The 13800-nt window shown below is 70.7% G+C and carries 17 protein-coding genes; 11 read left to right on the top strand and 6 right to left on the bottom strand.

The window, feature by feature from the left end:
- Positions 1-4: 4 nt before the first annotated feature.
- Together R6V09_RS08235 and R6V09_RS08230 are read left to right on the top strand one after the other, a co-directional pair.
- Entirely contained in the window at positions 5-634 is a 630-nt protein-coding gene (locus tag R6V09_RS08235) for a GNAT family N-acetyltransferase (RefSeq protein WP_317880691.1), read from the top strand.
- Complete coding sequence (locus tag R6V09_RS08230) at positions 631-1197, top strand: RBBP9/YdeN family alpha/beta hydrolase (RefSeq protein WP_317880690.1); 567 nt, start codon at positions 631-633, stop codon at positions 1195-1197. The genes R6V09_RS08235 and R6V09_RS08230 overlap by 4 nt, the downstream gene beginning before the upstream one ends.
- 19 nt (positions 1198-1216) lie before the next feature.
- On the opposite strand, the gene R6V09_RS08225 is transcribed toward R6V09_RS08230, so the two are convergent.
- The 3 genes from R6V09_RS08225 to R6V09_RS08215 form a co-directional block, all read right to left on the bottom strand.
- Positions 1217-2017, bottom strand: coding sequence for a sugar phosphate isomerase/epimerase family protein (locus tag R6V09_RS08225; RefSeq protein WP_317880689.1), 801 nt, complete (start codon positions 2015-2017; stop codon positions 1217-1219).
- 17 nt (positions 2018-2034) lie between these two features.
- Positions 2035-2970 carry a bifunctional helix-turn-helix transcriptional regulator/GNAT family N-acetyltransferase gene (locus tag R6V09_RS08220; RefSeq protein WP_317880688.1) on the bottom strand — a complete coding sequence of 312 codons (936 nt, stop codon included), beginning with the start codon at positions 2968-2970 and terminating at the stop codon, positions 2035-2037.
- Between the two features lie 125 nt (positions 2971-3095).
- Positions 3096-3965, bottom strand: coding sequence for a hypothetical protein (locus R6V09_RS08215; protein ID WP_317880687.1), 870 nt, complete (start codon positions 3963-3965; stop codon positions 3096-3098).
- 163 nt (positions 3966-4128) lie between these two features.
- Between R6V09_RS08215 and R6V09_RS08210 the strand changes: the two genes are divergently transcribed.
- A complete protein-coding gene (locus tag R6V09_RS08210) occupies positions 4129-4416 on the top strand; it encodes a hypothetical protein (RefSeq protein ID WP_317880686.1) in 288 nt (95 codons plus the stop codon).
- A 143-nt stretch (positions 4417-4559) separates the two neighbouring features.
- Here the strand turns inward: R6V09_RS08210 and R6V09_RS08205 are convergent, their stop codons facing one another.
- On the bottom strand, positions 4560-5606 hold the full coding sequence (locus R6V09_RS08205; protein ID WP_317880685.1) for a LacI family DNA-binding transcriptional regulator: 1047 nt from the start codon (positions 5604-5606) through the stop codon (positions 4560-4562).
- Positions 5607-5833: 227 nt separating this feature from the next.
- On the opposite strand from R6V09_RS08205, the gene R6V09_RS08200 reads away from it, so the two are divergent.
- From R6V09_RS08200 to R6V09_RS08180, 5 genes are all read left to right on the top strand, one after another.
- Complete coding sequence (locus R6V09_RS08200; protein ID WP_317880684.1) at positions 5834-6991, top strand: Gfo/Idh/MocA family protein; 1158 nt, start codon at positions 5834-5836, stop codon at positions 6989-6991.
- On the top strand, positions 6988-8142 hold the full coding sequence (locus R6V09_RS08195; protein WP_317880683.1) for a dihydrodipicolinate synthase family protein: 1155 nt from the start codon (positions 6988-6990) through the stop codon (positions 8140-8142). Before R6V09_RS08200 ends, R6V09_RS08195 begins: the two co-directional genes overlap by 4 nt.
- 35 nt (positions 8143-8177) lie before the next feature.
- Entirely contained in the window at positions 8178-8978 is an 801-nt protein-coding gene (locus R6V09_RS08190) for a sugar phosphate isomerase/epimerase family protein (RefSeq protein WP_317880708.1), read from the top strand.
- A gap of 4 nt (positions 8979-8982) precedes the next feature.
- A complete protein-coding gene (locus R6V09_RS08185; protein WP_317880682.1) occupies positions 8983-9480 on the top strand; it encodes a hypothetical protein in 498 nt (165 codons plus the stop codon).
- A gap of 282 nt (positions 9481-9762) precedes the next feature.
- Positions 9763-10113 carry a hypothetical protein gene (locus R6V09_RS08180; RefSeq protein ID WP_317880681.1) on the top strand — a complete coding sequence of 117 codons (351 nt, stop codon included), beginning with the start codon at positions 9763-9765 and terminating at the stop codon, positions 10111-10113.
- Between the two features lie 97 nt (positions 10114-10210).
- Here R6V09_RS08180 and R6V09_RS08175 read toward each other — a convergent pair whose 3' ends face one another.
- Complete coding sequence (locus R6V09_RS08175; protein ID WP_317880680.1) at positions 10211-10588, bottom strand: DUF937 domain-containing protein; 378 nt, start codon at positions 10586-10588, stop codon at positions 10211-10213.
- 349 nt (positions 10589-10937) lie between these two features.
- Between R6V09_RS08175 and R6V09_RS08170 the strand changes: the two genes are divergently transcribed.
- The 3 genes from R6V09_RS08170 (at position 10938) to R6V09_RS08160 (ending at position 13551) form a co-directional block, all read left to right on the top strand.
- Positions 10938-11933, top strand: a complete 996-nt coding sequence (locus R6V09_RS08170) for an ArsR/SmtB family transcription factor (RefSeq protein WP_317880679.1) — start codon at positions 10938-10940, stop codon at positions 11931-11933.
- 255 nt (positions 11934-12188) lie between these two features.
- Positions 12189-12599 carry a hypothetical protein gene (locus tag R6V09_RS08165; protein ID WP_317880678.1) on the top strand — a complete coding sequence of 137 codons (411 nt, stop codon included), beginning with the start codon at positions 12189-12191 and terminating at the stop codon, positions 12597-12599.
- A gap of 76 nt (positions 12600-12675) precedes the next feature.
- Positions 12676-13551, top strand: coding sequence for a hypothetical protein (locus R6V09_RS08160; RefSeq protein ID WP_317880677.1), 876 nt, complete (start codon positions 12676-12678; stop codon positions 13549-13551).
- Between the two features lie 62 nt (positions 13552-13613).
- On the opposite strand, the gene R6V09_RS08155 is transcribed toward R6V09_RS08160, so the two are convergent.
- On the bottom strand, positions 13614-13800 hold a 187-nt coding region (locus tag R6V09_RS08155), incomplete at its 5' end, for an RbsD/FucU domain-containing protein (RefSeq protein WP_317880676.1).

The following is a 13800-nucleotide window of genomic DNA, read 5'->3' as shown; positions in this document are numbered from 1 at the left end:
CAGCGTGGGGTTCGAACTGAAGACACCGGTCCTGACAGGTGAGTTGGTGCGGCTGGAGCCGCTCGACCACCGGCACGCGGCCGATCTGGCGGTGGCGGCGGAGGAGGACCGGGGATCGTACGCCTTCACCTGGGTGCCGAGGGCGGACCAGGTGGGCGAGTACATCGAAGCCCAGCTGGCCCGCGCGGCCACCGGCATGCTCGCGCCGTACGCCCAGATCTCGACGGCGACCGGGCGGGCGGTCGGCGCCACGGCCTACTGGGAACCCCGCTGCTGGCTGACGGACGATCAACTCGACGCCATCGAGGTCGGGTTCACCTGGCTGGCCCGTTCGGCGCAGGGCACCGGCATCAACGCCGAGGCCAAACTCCTGCTGTTCCGGCACGCCTTCGAGGAGTGGCACGTCTCCCGCGTCGACCTCAAGACGGACGCCCGCAACGACCGCTCCCGCGCCGCGATCCAGCGCGTCGGCGCCCGCTTCGAGGGCGTCCTGCGCAACTGGTCCCGCTCCTGGGCACCGGGCGAGGACGGCCGGCTGCGCGACTCCGCGATCTACTCGATCACGGCCGAGGAGTGGAAGGAGCGCGGGAAGGCGTTGCAGGAGCGGGTGGGGCGGCGAGTATCTACGTCATGACCGCCTACCTCATCCTCCACGGCTGGCAGAACCACCGCCCCGAGGACCACTGGCAGCACTGGCTCGCCGACCGGCTCCGCGCACTCGGGCACGAGGTCACCTACCCGCAGCTACCGGACCCGGACGACCCCGACCTGGGGGTCTGGCTGGCCGAACTGCGCCGCCACCTTGCCGCCGACGGGCCGCAGGTCGTCGTCGCGCACAGCCTCGCCGTGCTGCTGTGGCTGCACGCCGTCGCCCGCGGGGTGGTCCGGGACGGTGACGCGGACCGGGTGCTGCTGGTCGCACCGCCGTCCGCCTCCGTCCTCGTGCGGCATCCGGAGATCGCCGAATTCGCGCCGCCCGACGGGGAGTTGACGCTTCCCGGAATCACCCGGCTGGTCGCGGGCGACGACGACCCGTACTGCCCGGAAGGCGCCCGGACCGTCTTCGGCGACCCGTTCGGCATCCCCACGGAAATCATCCCGGGCGCGGGCCACCTCGACCTGGACGCCGGGTACGGGTCCTGGCCGGCCGTACTGGAGTGGTGTCTGGGCGGGACGGCGCCGCTCACGGCTCGATGACGTCGTACTGGAGCCGGGCCTACGCCGAGTCGTTGAGCAGCCGCGCCAGGTGATGCTGACCGGCGCCCAGCAGCTCGGGCAGCGGTGCGGCGGCCTCGTACCACCGCTTCTCGTACTCCCAGCACAGCCAGCCGTCCCAGTCGTGCCGGGTCAGGACCTCCACGCACTCGGCGAGCGGCAGGACGCCCGCCCCGAGCGGCAGCGGGGTGGTGTCGTCGGCCGACGCGATGTCCTTGACCTGGACGTATCCGAGATACGGGCCCAGCGCGGCGAACGTCTCCGCCGGCTGCTCGCCGCCCAGCCAGGTGTGCATGACGTCCCACAGCGCGCCCACCTGCCGGTGCCCGACCGGGCCGAGCACGCGGAGCGCGTCCGCGCCGGTCCGGTGCGAGTCGTGGGTCTCCAGCAGGATCCGTACGCCGAGGTCGGCGCCCCACTCCGCCGCTGTACCGAGCCGCCGAGCGGCCGTGGCGTCGGCCTCCTCGACAGTCCGCTCGGAGCTGCCGCCGGGAAAGACCCGTACGAAGGGCGCACCCAAGTCCCGTGCCAGTTCCAGCAGTTCACGGATCTCCGCGAGTACGACGTCGTCGTCACCCGGCGCCGCCACCCGCGCATACCCGGCGAGGCCCAGGACTTCGACCCCGGCCGCCTTGAACTCGGCGACCACGTCGGCCCGTTGGCCGGCGTCGATACCGGGGTGCACGGGCTCCTCCGGGTGCGCGCGCAACTCGACGCCGTGATAGCCGTGCGTGACGGCGAGGTCCAGCACGTCGGCCACAGGGAGCCCGGGGACACCGAGGGTGGAGAAGGCGAGCTTCATACTCGCGACCCTACTCGTCACTCACCGGTCCCGTGCAGGTCGAGACGCCAGTCCTGGCCGACGAGGTCCTGGCCGAAGGAGCGGTGCGGCTTCTCGGCGGTGAGCACGAAACCGTGCCGCTGGTAGATACGGCGGGCGGCGCCGAGGATGTCGTTGGTCCACAGCACGAGGTCGCGGTAGCCGACGCCGCGCGCGAACTCGACGACCGCCGAGACGAGTTGATCACCGATCCGCAGCCCGCGCGCATCGGGCTCGACGAGCAGCAGCCGCAGCCGCGCGGTACCCGGGGCGTCATCGCGCACGCACATCACACACCCCACCGGCCGCCCGTCGAGCTCGGCGATCCATACCCGCTCCAGATGCGGATCGTGATCCTCCGCGAAATCGGCGACGATCCGCGCCACGAGCCCCTCGTAGTCGGCGTTGAAGTCGTACTCGGCGGCGTAGAGCGCCGCGTTGCGCTGCACGATCCACCCGAGGTCACCGGGCCCGGGCTCGCGCAGCACGACGTCCTCGGGCCGGGTGAGCGGGGGCCCGTCCGACAGGATGGTCCGTACGGTGCGCAGCGCCTCGGAGAGCCGGGGCCGGTCGGTGGCCGGCACGGTCGCGAGCAGTGCGCCGACGGATTCGTCCGCCCGCTCGGCAAGCAGGTCGGCGGTCTCCCGCCCCCGCGCGGTGAGCGTGACCTGCCGCCGCCGCGGATCCCGCTGCGAGGGCGTCCGTTCGATCAGCCCGTCCTGCTCGAACCGGTTCAGGATCCGGCTCAAGTACCCGGCGTCCAGGGACAGTTCGGAACGGAGATCGGCCGCGTCGGTGTGCGGGACGTGCGCGAGTTCGTACAGGACGCGGGACTCGGTGAGGGTGAAGGGGGCGTAGAGGTGGCGGCTGTAGTCGAGGGCGCCGATGACGTTCGTGTAGAAGCGGTTGAAGGCGCGGATGTCCTGGACGGTCATGATCGATCCCCGGTGCTCGCTCAGGGTAGTTGACTCAGTCAGAGGTATTGCGGTTCTGACGGTAGTACCGGGGAGGGGCGTCCGTCCATGGTTCTGCCCCGGAGCGGCTTACCGGGGCGCCCGGATCAGCCGATTCCCCACAGCAGTACGCCCGGTATCGCCACGAGGGCGGCGGTGCCCACCACCGTCAGGCCAAGGAGCAGGGCGGGCAGCAGGACCAGCAGGGTGAACCCGGCGTCGGCCCGCGACCGGGCGCCCTGCTTGCTGTCGGGGACGACGGTGACCGTTCTGGTCCGCGAGGGCTTCGAGCCGCGCAGCAGCGGACCGGTCAGGTACTCGGACACCTGGCCGTCCAGGCCCGTGTACCGGTACACCCAGGTGTGCAGCATCCGTCCGCTGCTGCCGGGACGCTCCTCGGACCTGACGTAGTCGGCCTCCACCTCCACACCCCGGGTGAGGGACGCCCAAGGGCCACGTGCGACCGAGGCGATGTGACCCGCCAGGTCGACACAGCCCCACCAGGCGAAGAACCCGAAGCAGCTCAGCACGGCGGCCACGAACCGGCCGGTCGCCAGGACGGCCAGGAAGTTCAGTGCGACAACTCCGAGCAGTACGCGAAAGGCCGGCTCACCGGGGGTGCGGCCGGTCGACGGAGCCGCGGTGCGCGGTTCGTCCGTCACGGGCGGGACCGCCTCCGTCGCCGGAAGGGCGGCGCGCTGCGCGAGTACGGCGCGTACGAATGTCCGGGCGGCGCGCCTGCCGCACACCAGCTCATACCCGCCAGGCCGGCCGTGGGCGCCGTCGGCGACCTCGATACGCAGCCGGACCTGTCGGGCGCCGACCGGTTCCGTGGCGGCACGGACGACGGCGAGGTACGGAACGCGGGTGACGGTGGCGCGTTCCTCCCACACGACACCCTCGGCCGTCAGCCGGGCCACGGCGTCCGGCGACCGCACGATCAGCGTCGGCGGCCCACTCCACCCCGCACTCGTCATTCCGGCTCTCCCCCGATGGCACCGGAGCGGTGCACGGGTTGATTGTTCCCCGCCGCTCCGTGGCCGTCGACGCCCTGAACTCGCAGGAACGGACGGGAAGTTCTTGCCGGAGACCGGAAGCGGTGTCGCCTCTGCGGGTGGGCGGCTCTGGGACGATCAGCCCGTGATGGCCTTTCCTGAATCCGCCGGGCGTCCCGTTCTCCTCGCGCACATGTATGTCCAGTCGACGCCGGTCGCGTACGTCATCCTGCTGGTCGTCGCCACGCCTTTGGCCCTCCCGGCCTGGTGGTACTGGGGCCGCCTGATGGTCCCGAAATGGCGTGAGAAAACACCCGAGTTGAGCAGGGACAGACCCAACGCCGTTGAAATGGCCTGCGGTTGCCACCTGCTGGCCCTCACCATGCTCGGTCTGGTGGTGTGGGGCATATGGGGCCTCGTCCTGCGATTGTGAGCGCACGAGGCATGGGGACACTCGCCGGCGGCGAGGTGCCGGCGCGGAAGTGTGACACTCCATGTCAAAGTGTCACACTTTCAAGAGGGGAGTCCCTCGGGCGGCGTCGGTGAGGTCCGCGACGCCCCCGCGACCGGCCCGCGTTACTTCCGAGGCACCCCCGAAGACCCTCGCACCATCAACTCCCCCCGGACCGTGGCGATTCCGCCCGGCGGCGGCTCCTCCCGCCCCATCGCGATCCGCCCGGCCCGCGCCCCCGCCTCCGACAACGGCAGCCGCACCGTCGTAAGAGAAGGCACCGCGTCCACGCTGAACGGCAGATCGTCGAAGCCCGCGACCGAGACGTCGTCCGGAATCCGCCGCCCCGACTCCCGCAGGGCCGCGCTCGCCCCCACCGCGACGGAGTCGTTCGCCGCGACCACGGCCGTCAACGACGGGTCGCGGCGCAGCAGTTCGAGCGTCGCCTCGTATCCGGACCGCCGGTCGTAGCGTCCGTGCACGGTCCACCGGGGATCCTCCACGATCCCGTGCGCGGCCAGCGCCTCCCGGTGGCCCTCCAGCCGGTGCCGCGTCGTGGTCCGTTCCTCGGGGCCCGCGATGTAGCCGAGCCGCCGGTGCCCGAGACCGATCAGGTGCTCGGTCAGCTCCCGCCCGCCCCCGCGGTTGTCGAAGGTCAGCGCGAACGCCCCGGTGTCCGGCGCCGGCGGGCGCCCGCACAGCACCACCCGCGTCCCGGCCTCCCCGAGCTTCCGCAGCTTCGCCGCGACGGCAGCCGCGTGCGGCGCGTTCTCCATGGCGCCACCGGTCAGTACGACGGCCGCCGCCCGCTGCCGCTGCAACAGGGTCAGATAGGTCAGCTCGCGCTCCGGGGAGCCCCCTGTGTTGCACACCACAGCGAGCCGTTCCCCGCCCGCACGTCCGCCCGGCCCCCCGATCTCCGACTGGATCGCGCTCGCCATGATCCCGAAGAAGGGGTCGGCGATGTCGTTGACCAGGATGCCGACCAGGTCGGAGGTGGCCGCCGCGAGCGCGCTCGCGGGACCGTTGAGGACGTAGTCGAGCTCGTCGACCGCGCGCAGCACCCGCTCGCGGGTGGTGGCCGCGACCGGGTAGTTGCCGTTCAGTACGCGCGACACCGTCGCGGGGGAGACCTGGGCGCGGGCCGCCACGTCCGCCAGGGTCACCGTCATGTCGTTCGTCCTCCGGTCGCGCATCTTGTCGTACGCCGTTGTGCATAGGCTGCTCAAAGGAAGCCCCCGTCCGAGCAGACGATAAGGCCATACACCCCCGTCGTTCGCCCCCTCGAACAACTCGACCCCATCACGGTCTTGTACAGACCTGTGTGCAAAGGCTAGCTTCTGCATATATAGAAAGCGCTTGCTGCGTTCTTGAAACGTATGCGGACGAAGGGAAACACGTGACACGCAAGACGGTGCGTATCGCCATGAACGGCGTGACCGGGCGCATGGGCTACCGACAGCACCTCGTCCGCTCGATCCTCGCACTTCGCGAGCAGGGTGGTCTAGACCTCGGTGACGGAACCGTGCTGTGGCCGGAACCGATCCTCGTCGGCCGCCGCGAGCACGCGCTGAAGGCGCTTGCCGAGCAACACGGGCTGGACCCCGCAAACGTCTCCACGGACGTCGACGCGGTCCTCGCCGACCCGACCGTCGAGATCTACTTCGACGCCCAGGTCACCTCGGCCCGCGAGGAGGCGCTCAAGAAGGCCATCGCGGCCGGGAAGCACATCTACACCGAGAAGCCGACGGCCACCGACTTCGAGGGCGCGCTGGAACTGGCCCGCCTCGCCGACGCCGCCGGCATCAAGCACGGCGTCGTCCAGGACAAGCTGTTCCTCCCGGGCCTGCTCAAGCTCAAGCGGCTCATCGACGGCGGCTTCTTCGGCCGGATCCTGTCCATCCGGGGCGAGTTCGGCTACTGGGTCTTCGAGGGCGACTGGCAGAGTGCCCAGCGCCCGTCGTGGAACTATCGCGCCGAGGACGGTGGCGGCATCGTCGTCGACATGTTCCCGCACTGGGAGTACGTCCTGCACGAGCTGTTCGGCCGCGTGAAGTCCGTCCAGGCCATCGCCACTACCCACATCCCGCAGCGCTGGGACGAGAACGGCAAGCCCTACGACGCCACCGCCGACGACGCCGCCTACGGCATCTTCGAACTCGACAGCGGAGCCATCGCCCAGATCAACTCCTCCTGGGCCGTCCGCGTCAACCGCGACGAACTCGTCGAGTTCCAGGTCGACGGCACGGAAGGCTCGGCGGTCGCAGGCCTCCGCAACTGCCGTGCCCAGCACCGCAGTTCCACCCCCAAGCCGGTCTGGAACCCGGACCTCCCCGCCACCGAGGTCTTCCGCGACCAGTGGCAGGAAGTCCCCGACAACACCGACTTCGACAACGGCTTCAAGGCCCAGTGGGAGCTGTTCCTCCGCCACGTCTACGCCGACGCCCCCTACCACTGGGACCTGCTGGCCGGCGCCCGTGGTGTCCAACTCGCCGAGCTGGGCCTGAAGTCGTCCGCCGAGGGCCGCCGTTTCGACGTACCGGAGATCGCCCTGTGACCATCCAACTCCCGGACAGCAGCGGGGTCCTGAGGGCGTACGAGCCCCGCCAGGAACCCCTCGCCGTCACCTCCGGCACCCCCTTCACCTCTCGTACGGTGTTCTCGGCGGCGCACGTCGTCGCCGACCCCTTCGCCGACACGAGCCCCGACTCGCCCGCCGCCGTCGACTGGGACGCCACCCTCGCCTTCCGCCGCCACCTCTGGTCCCACGGGCTCGGGGTCGCCGAGGCGATGGACACCGCCCAGCGCGGCATGGGCCTGGACTGGGCGGGCGCGGCCGAGCTGATCCGCCGTTCGGCCGCCGAAGCCAAGGCAGTCGGCGGTCGTATCGCCTGCGGGGTCGGCACCGACCAGCTCACCGGACCGGCATCCCTGGCCGACGTACAGGCCGCGTACGAGGAGCAGTTGGCCCTCGTGGAGGAGTCGGGCGCGCAGGCCATCCTGATGGCGTCCCGCGCGCTCGCGGCCGTGGCGAAGGGCCCCGAGGACTACCTTGAGGTCTACGGCCACCTGCTCCGCCAGGTCACCGAGCCCGTCGTCCTGCACTGGCTCGGCCCGATGTTCGACCCGGCGCTGGAGGGCTACTGGGGCTCGTCCGACCTGGACGCGGCCACCGACACGTTTCTCGAAGTCATCGCGGCCCACCTCGACAAGGTGGACGGCATCAAGGTGTCGCTCCTGGAGGCTCAGCGGGAGATCGACATCCGGCGCCGACTGCCGCAGGGCGTCCGCTGCTACACCGGCGACGACTTCAACTACCCCGAGCTGATCGCGGGCGACGACCAGGGCTTCAGCCACGCCCTGCTCGGCATCTTCGACCCGCTCGGCCCGCTGGCGGCGGAGGCGGTCCGCGTCCTGGACACCGGGAACACGGCCGGTTTCCGTGAACTCCTCGACCCCACCGTCGAGTTGTCCCGTCACCTCTTCCAGACCCCCACCCGCTTCTACAAGACGGGCGTGGTGTTCCTGGCCTGGCTCGCGGGCCACCAGGCGCACTTCACGATGGTCGGCGGCCTCCAATCGGCCCGTTCCCTCCCGCACTTCGCCCGCGCCTACCAACTCGCCGACGGCCTGGGCCTGTTCCCCGACCCGAAGCTCGCGGAGGAACGGATGAAGAACCTGCTCGCCCTGTACGGAGTGACCCAGTGAGCAATCCGGATCTGTCGCGCTTCTCCATCAACCAGATGACGGTGAAGCAGCTGAGCATGCCCGAACTGGTGGACGCCTGCCTGGAGTTGGGCGTCCCGGGCGTCGGACTCTGGCGTGAGCCGGTCCAGTCGTACGGCCTGGAGGCCACCGCGAAGCTGGTCCGCGACGCGGGGCTCACGGTGACAACGTTGTGCAGGGGCGGCTTCTTCACGGCGATCGACCCGGCCGAGCGCGCCCGTGCCCTGGACGACAACCGCCGGGCCGTCGACGAGGCGGCCACGCTCGGCACGGACACCCTCGTGCTCGTGTCCGGCGGTCTGCCGGCCGGCTCCAAGGACCTGCACGGCGCGCGGGAGCGGATCGCCGACGCGCTGGGCGAGTTGGGGCCTTACGCCGAGGAGCGGGGCGTACGGCTGGCGATCGAGCCGCTGCACCCCATGTTCGCCTCCGACCGCTGTGTGGTCTCGACGCTCACCCAGGCCCTCGACCTGGCCGAGCGCTTCCCCGCCCAGCAGGTCGGCGTCACGGTCGACACGTACCACATCTGGTGGGACGACCAGGCCCCGGCGCAGATCGCCCGGGCGGGCGCGGGCGGCCGTATCCACACCTTCCAACTCGCCGACTGGACCACACCGTTGCCCGAGGGCGTCCTCAACGGCCGCGGGCAGATCGGGGACGGCGCGATCGACATGCGGGAGTGGAAGTCGTACGTCGAGGCCGCCGGATACACCGGCCCCATCGAGGTCGAACTGTTCAACGACGGCCTGTGGGCACGGGACGGACGCGAGGTCCTGGCGGAAACGGCGGCGCGCTTCGTGGAGCACGTGCTCCCATAGGTCCGTGAGCGACGCGAACACGTCACCGGGCCCGCTGGAACGGGCGGACGCACGCTGGGACTCCCTGACGGGGGCGTCCGCCCAACCGGTGATCGTTCTGGAACGGGTCGCCCGCGCGGCCGGCCGGACGAACTGGTTCGCCTGCCGGACGGCCGCCGAGTACGCGGAGATCGAGCCCGGGTTCCTCCCGGGCAGCAAGGTCAGCGCCTACTTCGACGGCCGTCTGTCATTCCACCGCTACGACGACTCGGTGCGCGCCGAGATCCTCCGCATCGCGCGCCGGGACCACGACTGCGTGGTGGCCGTCCTCGGGGCGGCCCCTCCGCGGTTGGAGGTGGAGTTCATCGCGGGCGCAGGTGAACTCGACGAGTTCGAAGAGACCCTGGGCGACCTGTCGGAGGTCTGCTTCGGCGCCTACCCCGGGGACGACAACGACGGCATGAACGCCCTCACCTGGACGGTCCCGGACGCGGACGGCGTCGTACGGACGCATCCGCACTGAGGGTTCGGCGCCGGAATGTGAGAGTCGCCTTCACACAGGTCTCCTTAATAAATGCAGATCACGGCGTGTGTATTGGCCACAATTCCTGTGACCGACCTGTCAATTCGCCTTTTTCGGAGCCTTCTGGAACCGCATCTCCCCAGGTCGTGTCTATAGGATCGTGCTCGCCGCGGGGCCGGGAGAAATCCCGGAAGCGCGGCCTTCCGGGCTTTCTCGCGTATGAGAGAAGCCTGAGAGGTGCATAAGAGAAGAAATTCGAGAAACGAAAACAAGGAGTTATCTGTGAACGTGCGTATCGCTGCCGTCTCCCTGGCCTCCGCGGCGCTCGTCGCCGTCGGCACCACCGCCGCCGTCGCCGCCCCGGCGCCGAGCATCACGCTCAAGGCCAACCACGCCACCGTGAAGCTCGGCGACGTGGTCACCTTCACCGGCAAGACCGCCCGTCTGAAGGAGGGCAGCAAGGTGACGCTCCAGGTCAAGTCGGGCGCGACCTGGAAGTCCCTGCCCGTGACCGCCAAGGTCAACCACAGCGCCTACAAGCTGACCGACAAGTTCCAGAAGAAGGGCGTCCAGGTCCTGCGCGTCAAGGACGGCGCCGCCGTGTCCAAGGGCGTCTCGGTCACCGTCCGCTGACGCCGGCCGCCCCGCACTGACACACCCCTGAGCCCTGCCCCACCCCGTTCGATCCGGGGTGGGGCAGGAGGTCAGGAGTATGCCGTACCCGCCCGCCCTACTTCTTCGCCGCCCGCTTCGTGAGCACCGTCAGCACCACCGGGATCAGCATCTCGACGACCCGGGTGACGGTCGCCGGCGGCAGCCCCGTCTTCTTGGCCACCGCGTTCGCCACCGGCTTGGCCGCCTTGGCCAGTACCCCGGCCATGAGCCCGCCGGTCGCGAAACCGCCCAGCGTGGCCACGCCCTGAAGGGGAGCCTCCTGAGGCGTCTCGACGGCCGCCGCCTCGCCGGACAGCGCCGAGACCGTCGTACCGACGACCTCCCGCGCACCCGTCTCGTCCGTGCCCAGCAGCCCCGCGATCTCCTGGACCTTGTCGCCGCCCAGCTCGTCGAGGACATCGTCCTTGAAGGTCGTAGCAGAGTCTTCGCTCATGCCTGGAACGCTACGTCCGCCCCGATTCGTCGGCACCCGGAAGCCGACTGGAAGCCGTCCGGAAGCCGTTTTGAAAAATTCTCAAGACGTCGTACAACCCTCCCCGCAGTCCGCGGGTCGTACTTGGCATCAGGACTCTTGGAGGGGGATCTGGGGGGATCGCGGGGGTTCTGATAGTGGAGGGGAAAACCCGAGGGGGCTTGGTCGACGGACCCGGCCCCCTCGAATTTTGTCCGGCGAGGGCGTCGTGGCCGGGAATCCGTGCGCCCGCTGTGAGTCCGATGTGACGCAACGGAGCGGCTGAATCGGTATGTTGCCCCCGTGACGGCGGTCGCCCACGCTCCATCCTGTGCTGCGGATCCACTTCACACCCGAGGACCTGACCCGCCTCCACCTCGCGAACGCCCCCGACCCGCTCTGGGAGATCGCCTGCAGCCTGCACCGGCTGCAGACCACCCAGGGCCGCTGGGCCTACGCCGACTGGCACCACGGCACCCGCGCCACCCTCACCGGCACCCCGCTCGGCGCGGCCGTACGCCGACTGCTCCTCCCGCTGCTGCCGCGGGCGCCCTACATGCCCGACTTCCTCACCCCCGCCGAGTCGGCCGACGGCCTGGACCGCGGACTCGCGGCGGTCGTCGACGTCCCGCCCGCCCGTGTCGCCCAGGAGCTGGACCTGCTGCGCAGTTCGAGCGGCGCCCCCGCCTGGGCCGCGCGTCTGGTGGAGCGCCCGGCCCGCGAGGAACTGGCCAAGGTCCTGCGCGCCTACCACGACGCCGTCATCGCACCCCACCAGGACCGCATCCACGCGGAGCTCACCGGCGAACGCGCCCTGCGCGCCCACGAGGTCCTCGACACCGGCGTCGACGGACTGCTCTCCGGCCTCTCACCGTCCATGCGCTGGCACCCGCCGGTGCTCCACATCGACTACGTCGAGGACCGGGACCTGTATCTCACCGGCCGCGGACTGCGCCTGGTCCCCACCTACTTCTGCTGGCAGTCGCCGGTCTCCATGGCCGACCCGGAGCTGCCGCCCATGCTGATCTACCCCCTGCACCACAAACGGCCGCCCGACCCCGTCCGCCCCGCCGACGCCTCCCTCGCCGCGCTGCTTGGCCGCACCCGGGCGGCGGCGCTGCGAGGTCTCGCGTCCGGCGCGACCACCTCGGAACTGGCACGCGACCTGGGCATCTCGCCCGCCACCGCGACCCACCACACCACGGTCCTGCGCGACTCCGGTCTGACCACCAGCCATCGCGTCGGCAACACCGTGCTGCACACCCTCACGCCGCTGGGCGCGGCACTGCTGCGCCGACCGGTTCCCACGGCGCCCGTCGAGTCGTAGTCCCGGGCGGTCGCTGTCCCGGGCAGTCGCTTTCGCGTCACCCGACCCCTTCGCGCACGCGGTACCACCCGTTTCCTTCGCCCCAACCGCCGCACAGGCACTGGCGGAGCAACGGCCTCCGCCACCCGGCCTGCGACTTTCGAGCCAGTTCGAAGGTGGTCGTCCGCACCAGGCCCGCGCTGCCAACGTGTCCGGCGAAGCACCGGCGGGACATCGACCCCTCCCGTCCGTGACCACCGCTGAAGGGGGAACCCCATGAAGAACGCCATCGCGGCGGGCGCACTCGCGCTCGTCGCCGCGGGCAGCTGTCTGGTCCTCGCACCGGCCGCGTCAGCCGCGCCGGACGCGTGCGTGACGAGCACCCTGACCACTGGATCGCGCGAGGGCGTCGGCACCCAGGTGCGGAAGTCGTCGACCAGCAGTTGCAGCGACCTCAACCTGGTGTACACCGACGACAAGACGGTCTACGCCAACGACGGCTACGCCGGCCGTCTCTACCACACGTCCACCAGCTCCTGGAAAACGTGCGACGCGGGGTACATCTGGCTCTTCGACGGCACCTACCCCGTCAACTCCGAGCTGCTGTGCACCAGCGTCTCCGACAACACGCTGTTCACGGTGGCCAGTGCCGCGAACGGCGGCGACACCGTCAAGGTCGTCCACTGACCCCGATCCCGCATCCGCCGGGGGGCCGTCCGACGCGGACGGCCCCCCGGTCGGCGGGAGGAGAGGAGTGCCCCGGATGTTCCGGAGCCCGGTTCTGGTGCGTGCGGCCCTCGCGGCGGCCGTCGCCCTGCTCGTCACGGCGTGTTCCGCCCAAGTCGCCGATGTCGCCGGCCAGTCGTCCGGCACCCGGGCCGCCCCCGTGACCCCGGCCCGCCTCGGCCGCACCCTGCCGGACGACCCCGTGCGCATGGTCCTGCCGGCCACCGGGGCCGAGACCCGCTGGACCCAGGGTTTGTACGTGTTCGGGCAGGAGGTGACCCGTGCGGCTGCCTCCGACTGCGCGCGCAGGGGCGGATTCGCGCTGCCCCAGGAGATCCCCCTCGCGTTCATCCGCTTCTTCGCCCTCCCCGACCTGGACTTCATCGCCCGGCACGGGCTGAGCACCAGCGCGGACATCCCCGCCACCGTTCCCGGCCCCTCCACGGTCCGCGCCGGCACCGCGGCCGAGGTGAGCGGCTGCCGGGCCGAGGGCGTGAAGGCGGCGGCCGTACTGAGTGACATCTACCTGCCGGTCGAACAGCGGTGGTTCGGTCAACTCGGTTCCCTGGACGACGATCCAGCCATCGTCCGGGCCCAACGGGGGCTGTCCGGCTGTCTGTCCGGGCGTGGTGTCCGAGCCCGCGACGAGAAGACCTTCATGGCGGTGGCGGACGCCCGCCAGAACTCCGCCACCGCGGCCGAACTCCCTGCCACGGAACGTGAGTTGGGCCGCATCTACGCCACCTGCATGCGCCCTGTCGAGGCCGCCCGCGCGCCCGCCCGCCTCCGCCTGCGCACCGGCTTCCTCGCGGAACACCCCGCCGAGATCCGCACGCTCCGCACGAAACTCCTCCCGGCCGTGCACCGCGCCGAGCGACGGTACGGGCTGACCCTGGTGTTCCCGGAACCCTGACCGGCCCTGACCGGGACCCTCGGATTCAAAAGTGTGACGCATTCGCCCGAACTGTCACACTTCTAGAAGAACACCCCGCACCGCAACAGCACATTGGCGTACGGCCGCGCCTCGCCCGTCCGTACGACCAGCCGCGCACCCGCCGACAGCTCCTTGAGCCGCTCGTGGGACACGAGGTCCAGGTCGGGGAAGCGGGCGTCGAGCAGGGCGGTGGCGGCCCGGTTCGCGCCGCGCACCTCGCTCGCCGCC

Source organism: Streptomyces sp. W16, from assembly GCF_033194735.1.
Lineage (GTDB): Bacteria > Actinomycetota > Actinomycetes > Streptomycetales > Streptomycetaceae > Streptomyces.
The sequence above is the reverse complement of the archived record's forward strand: the minus strand, read 5'-3'. Positions and strand labels throughout refer to the sequence as shown.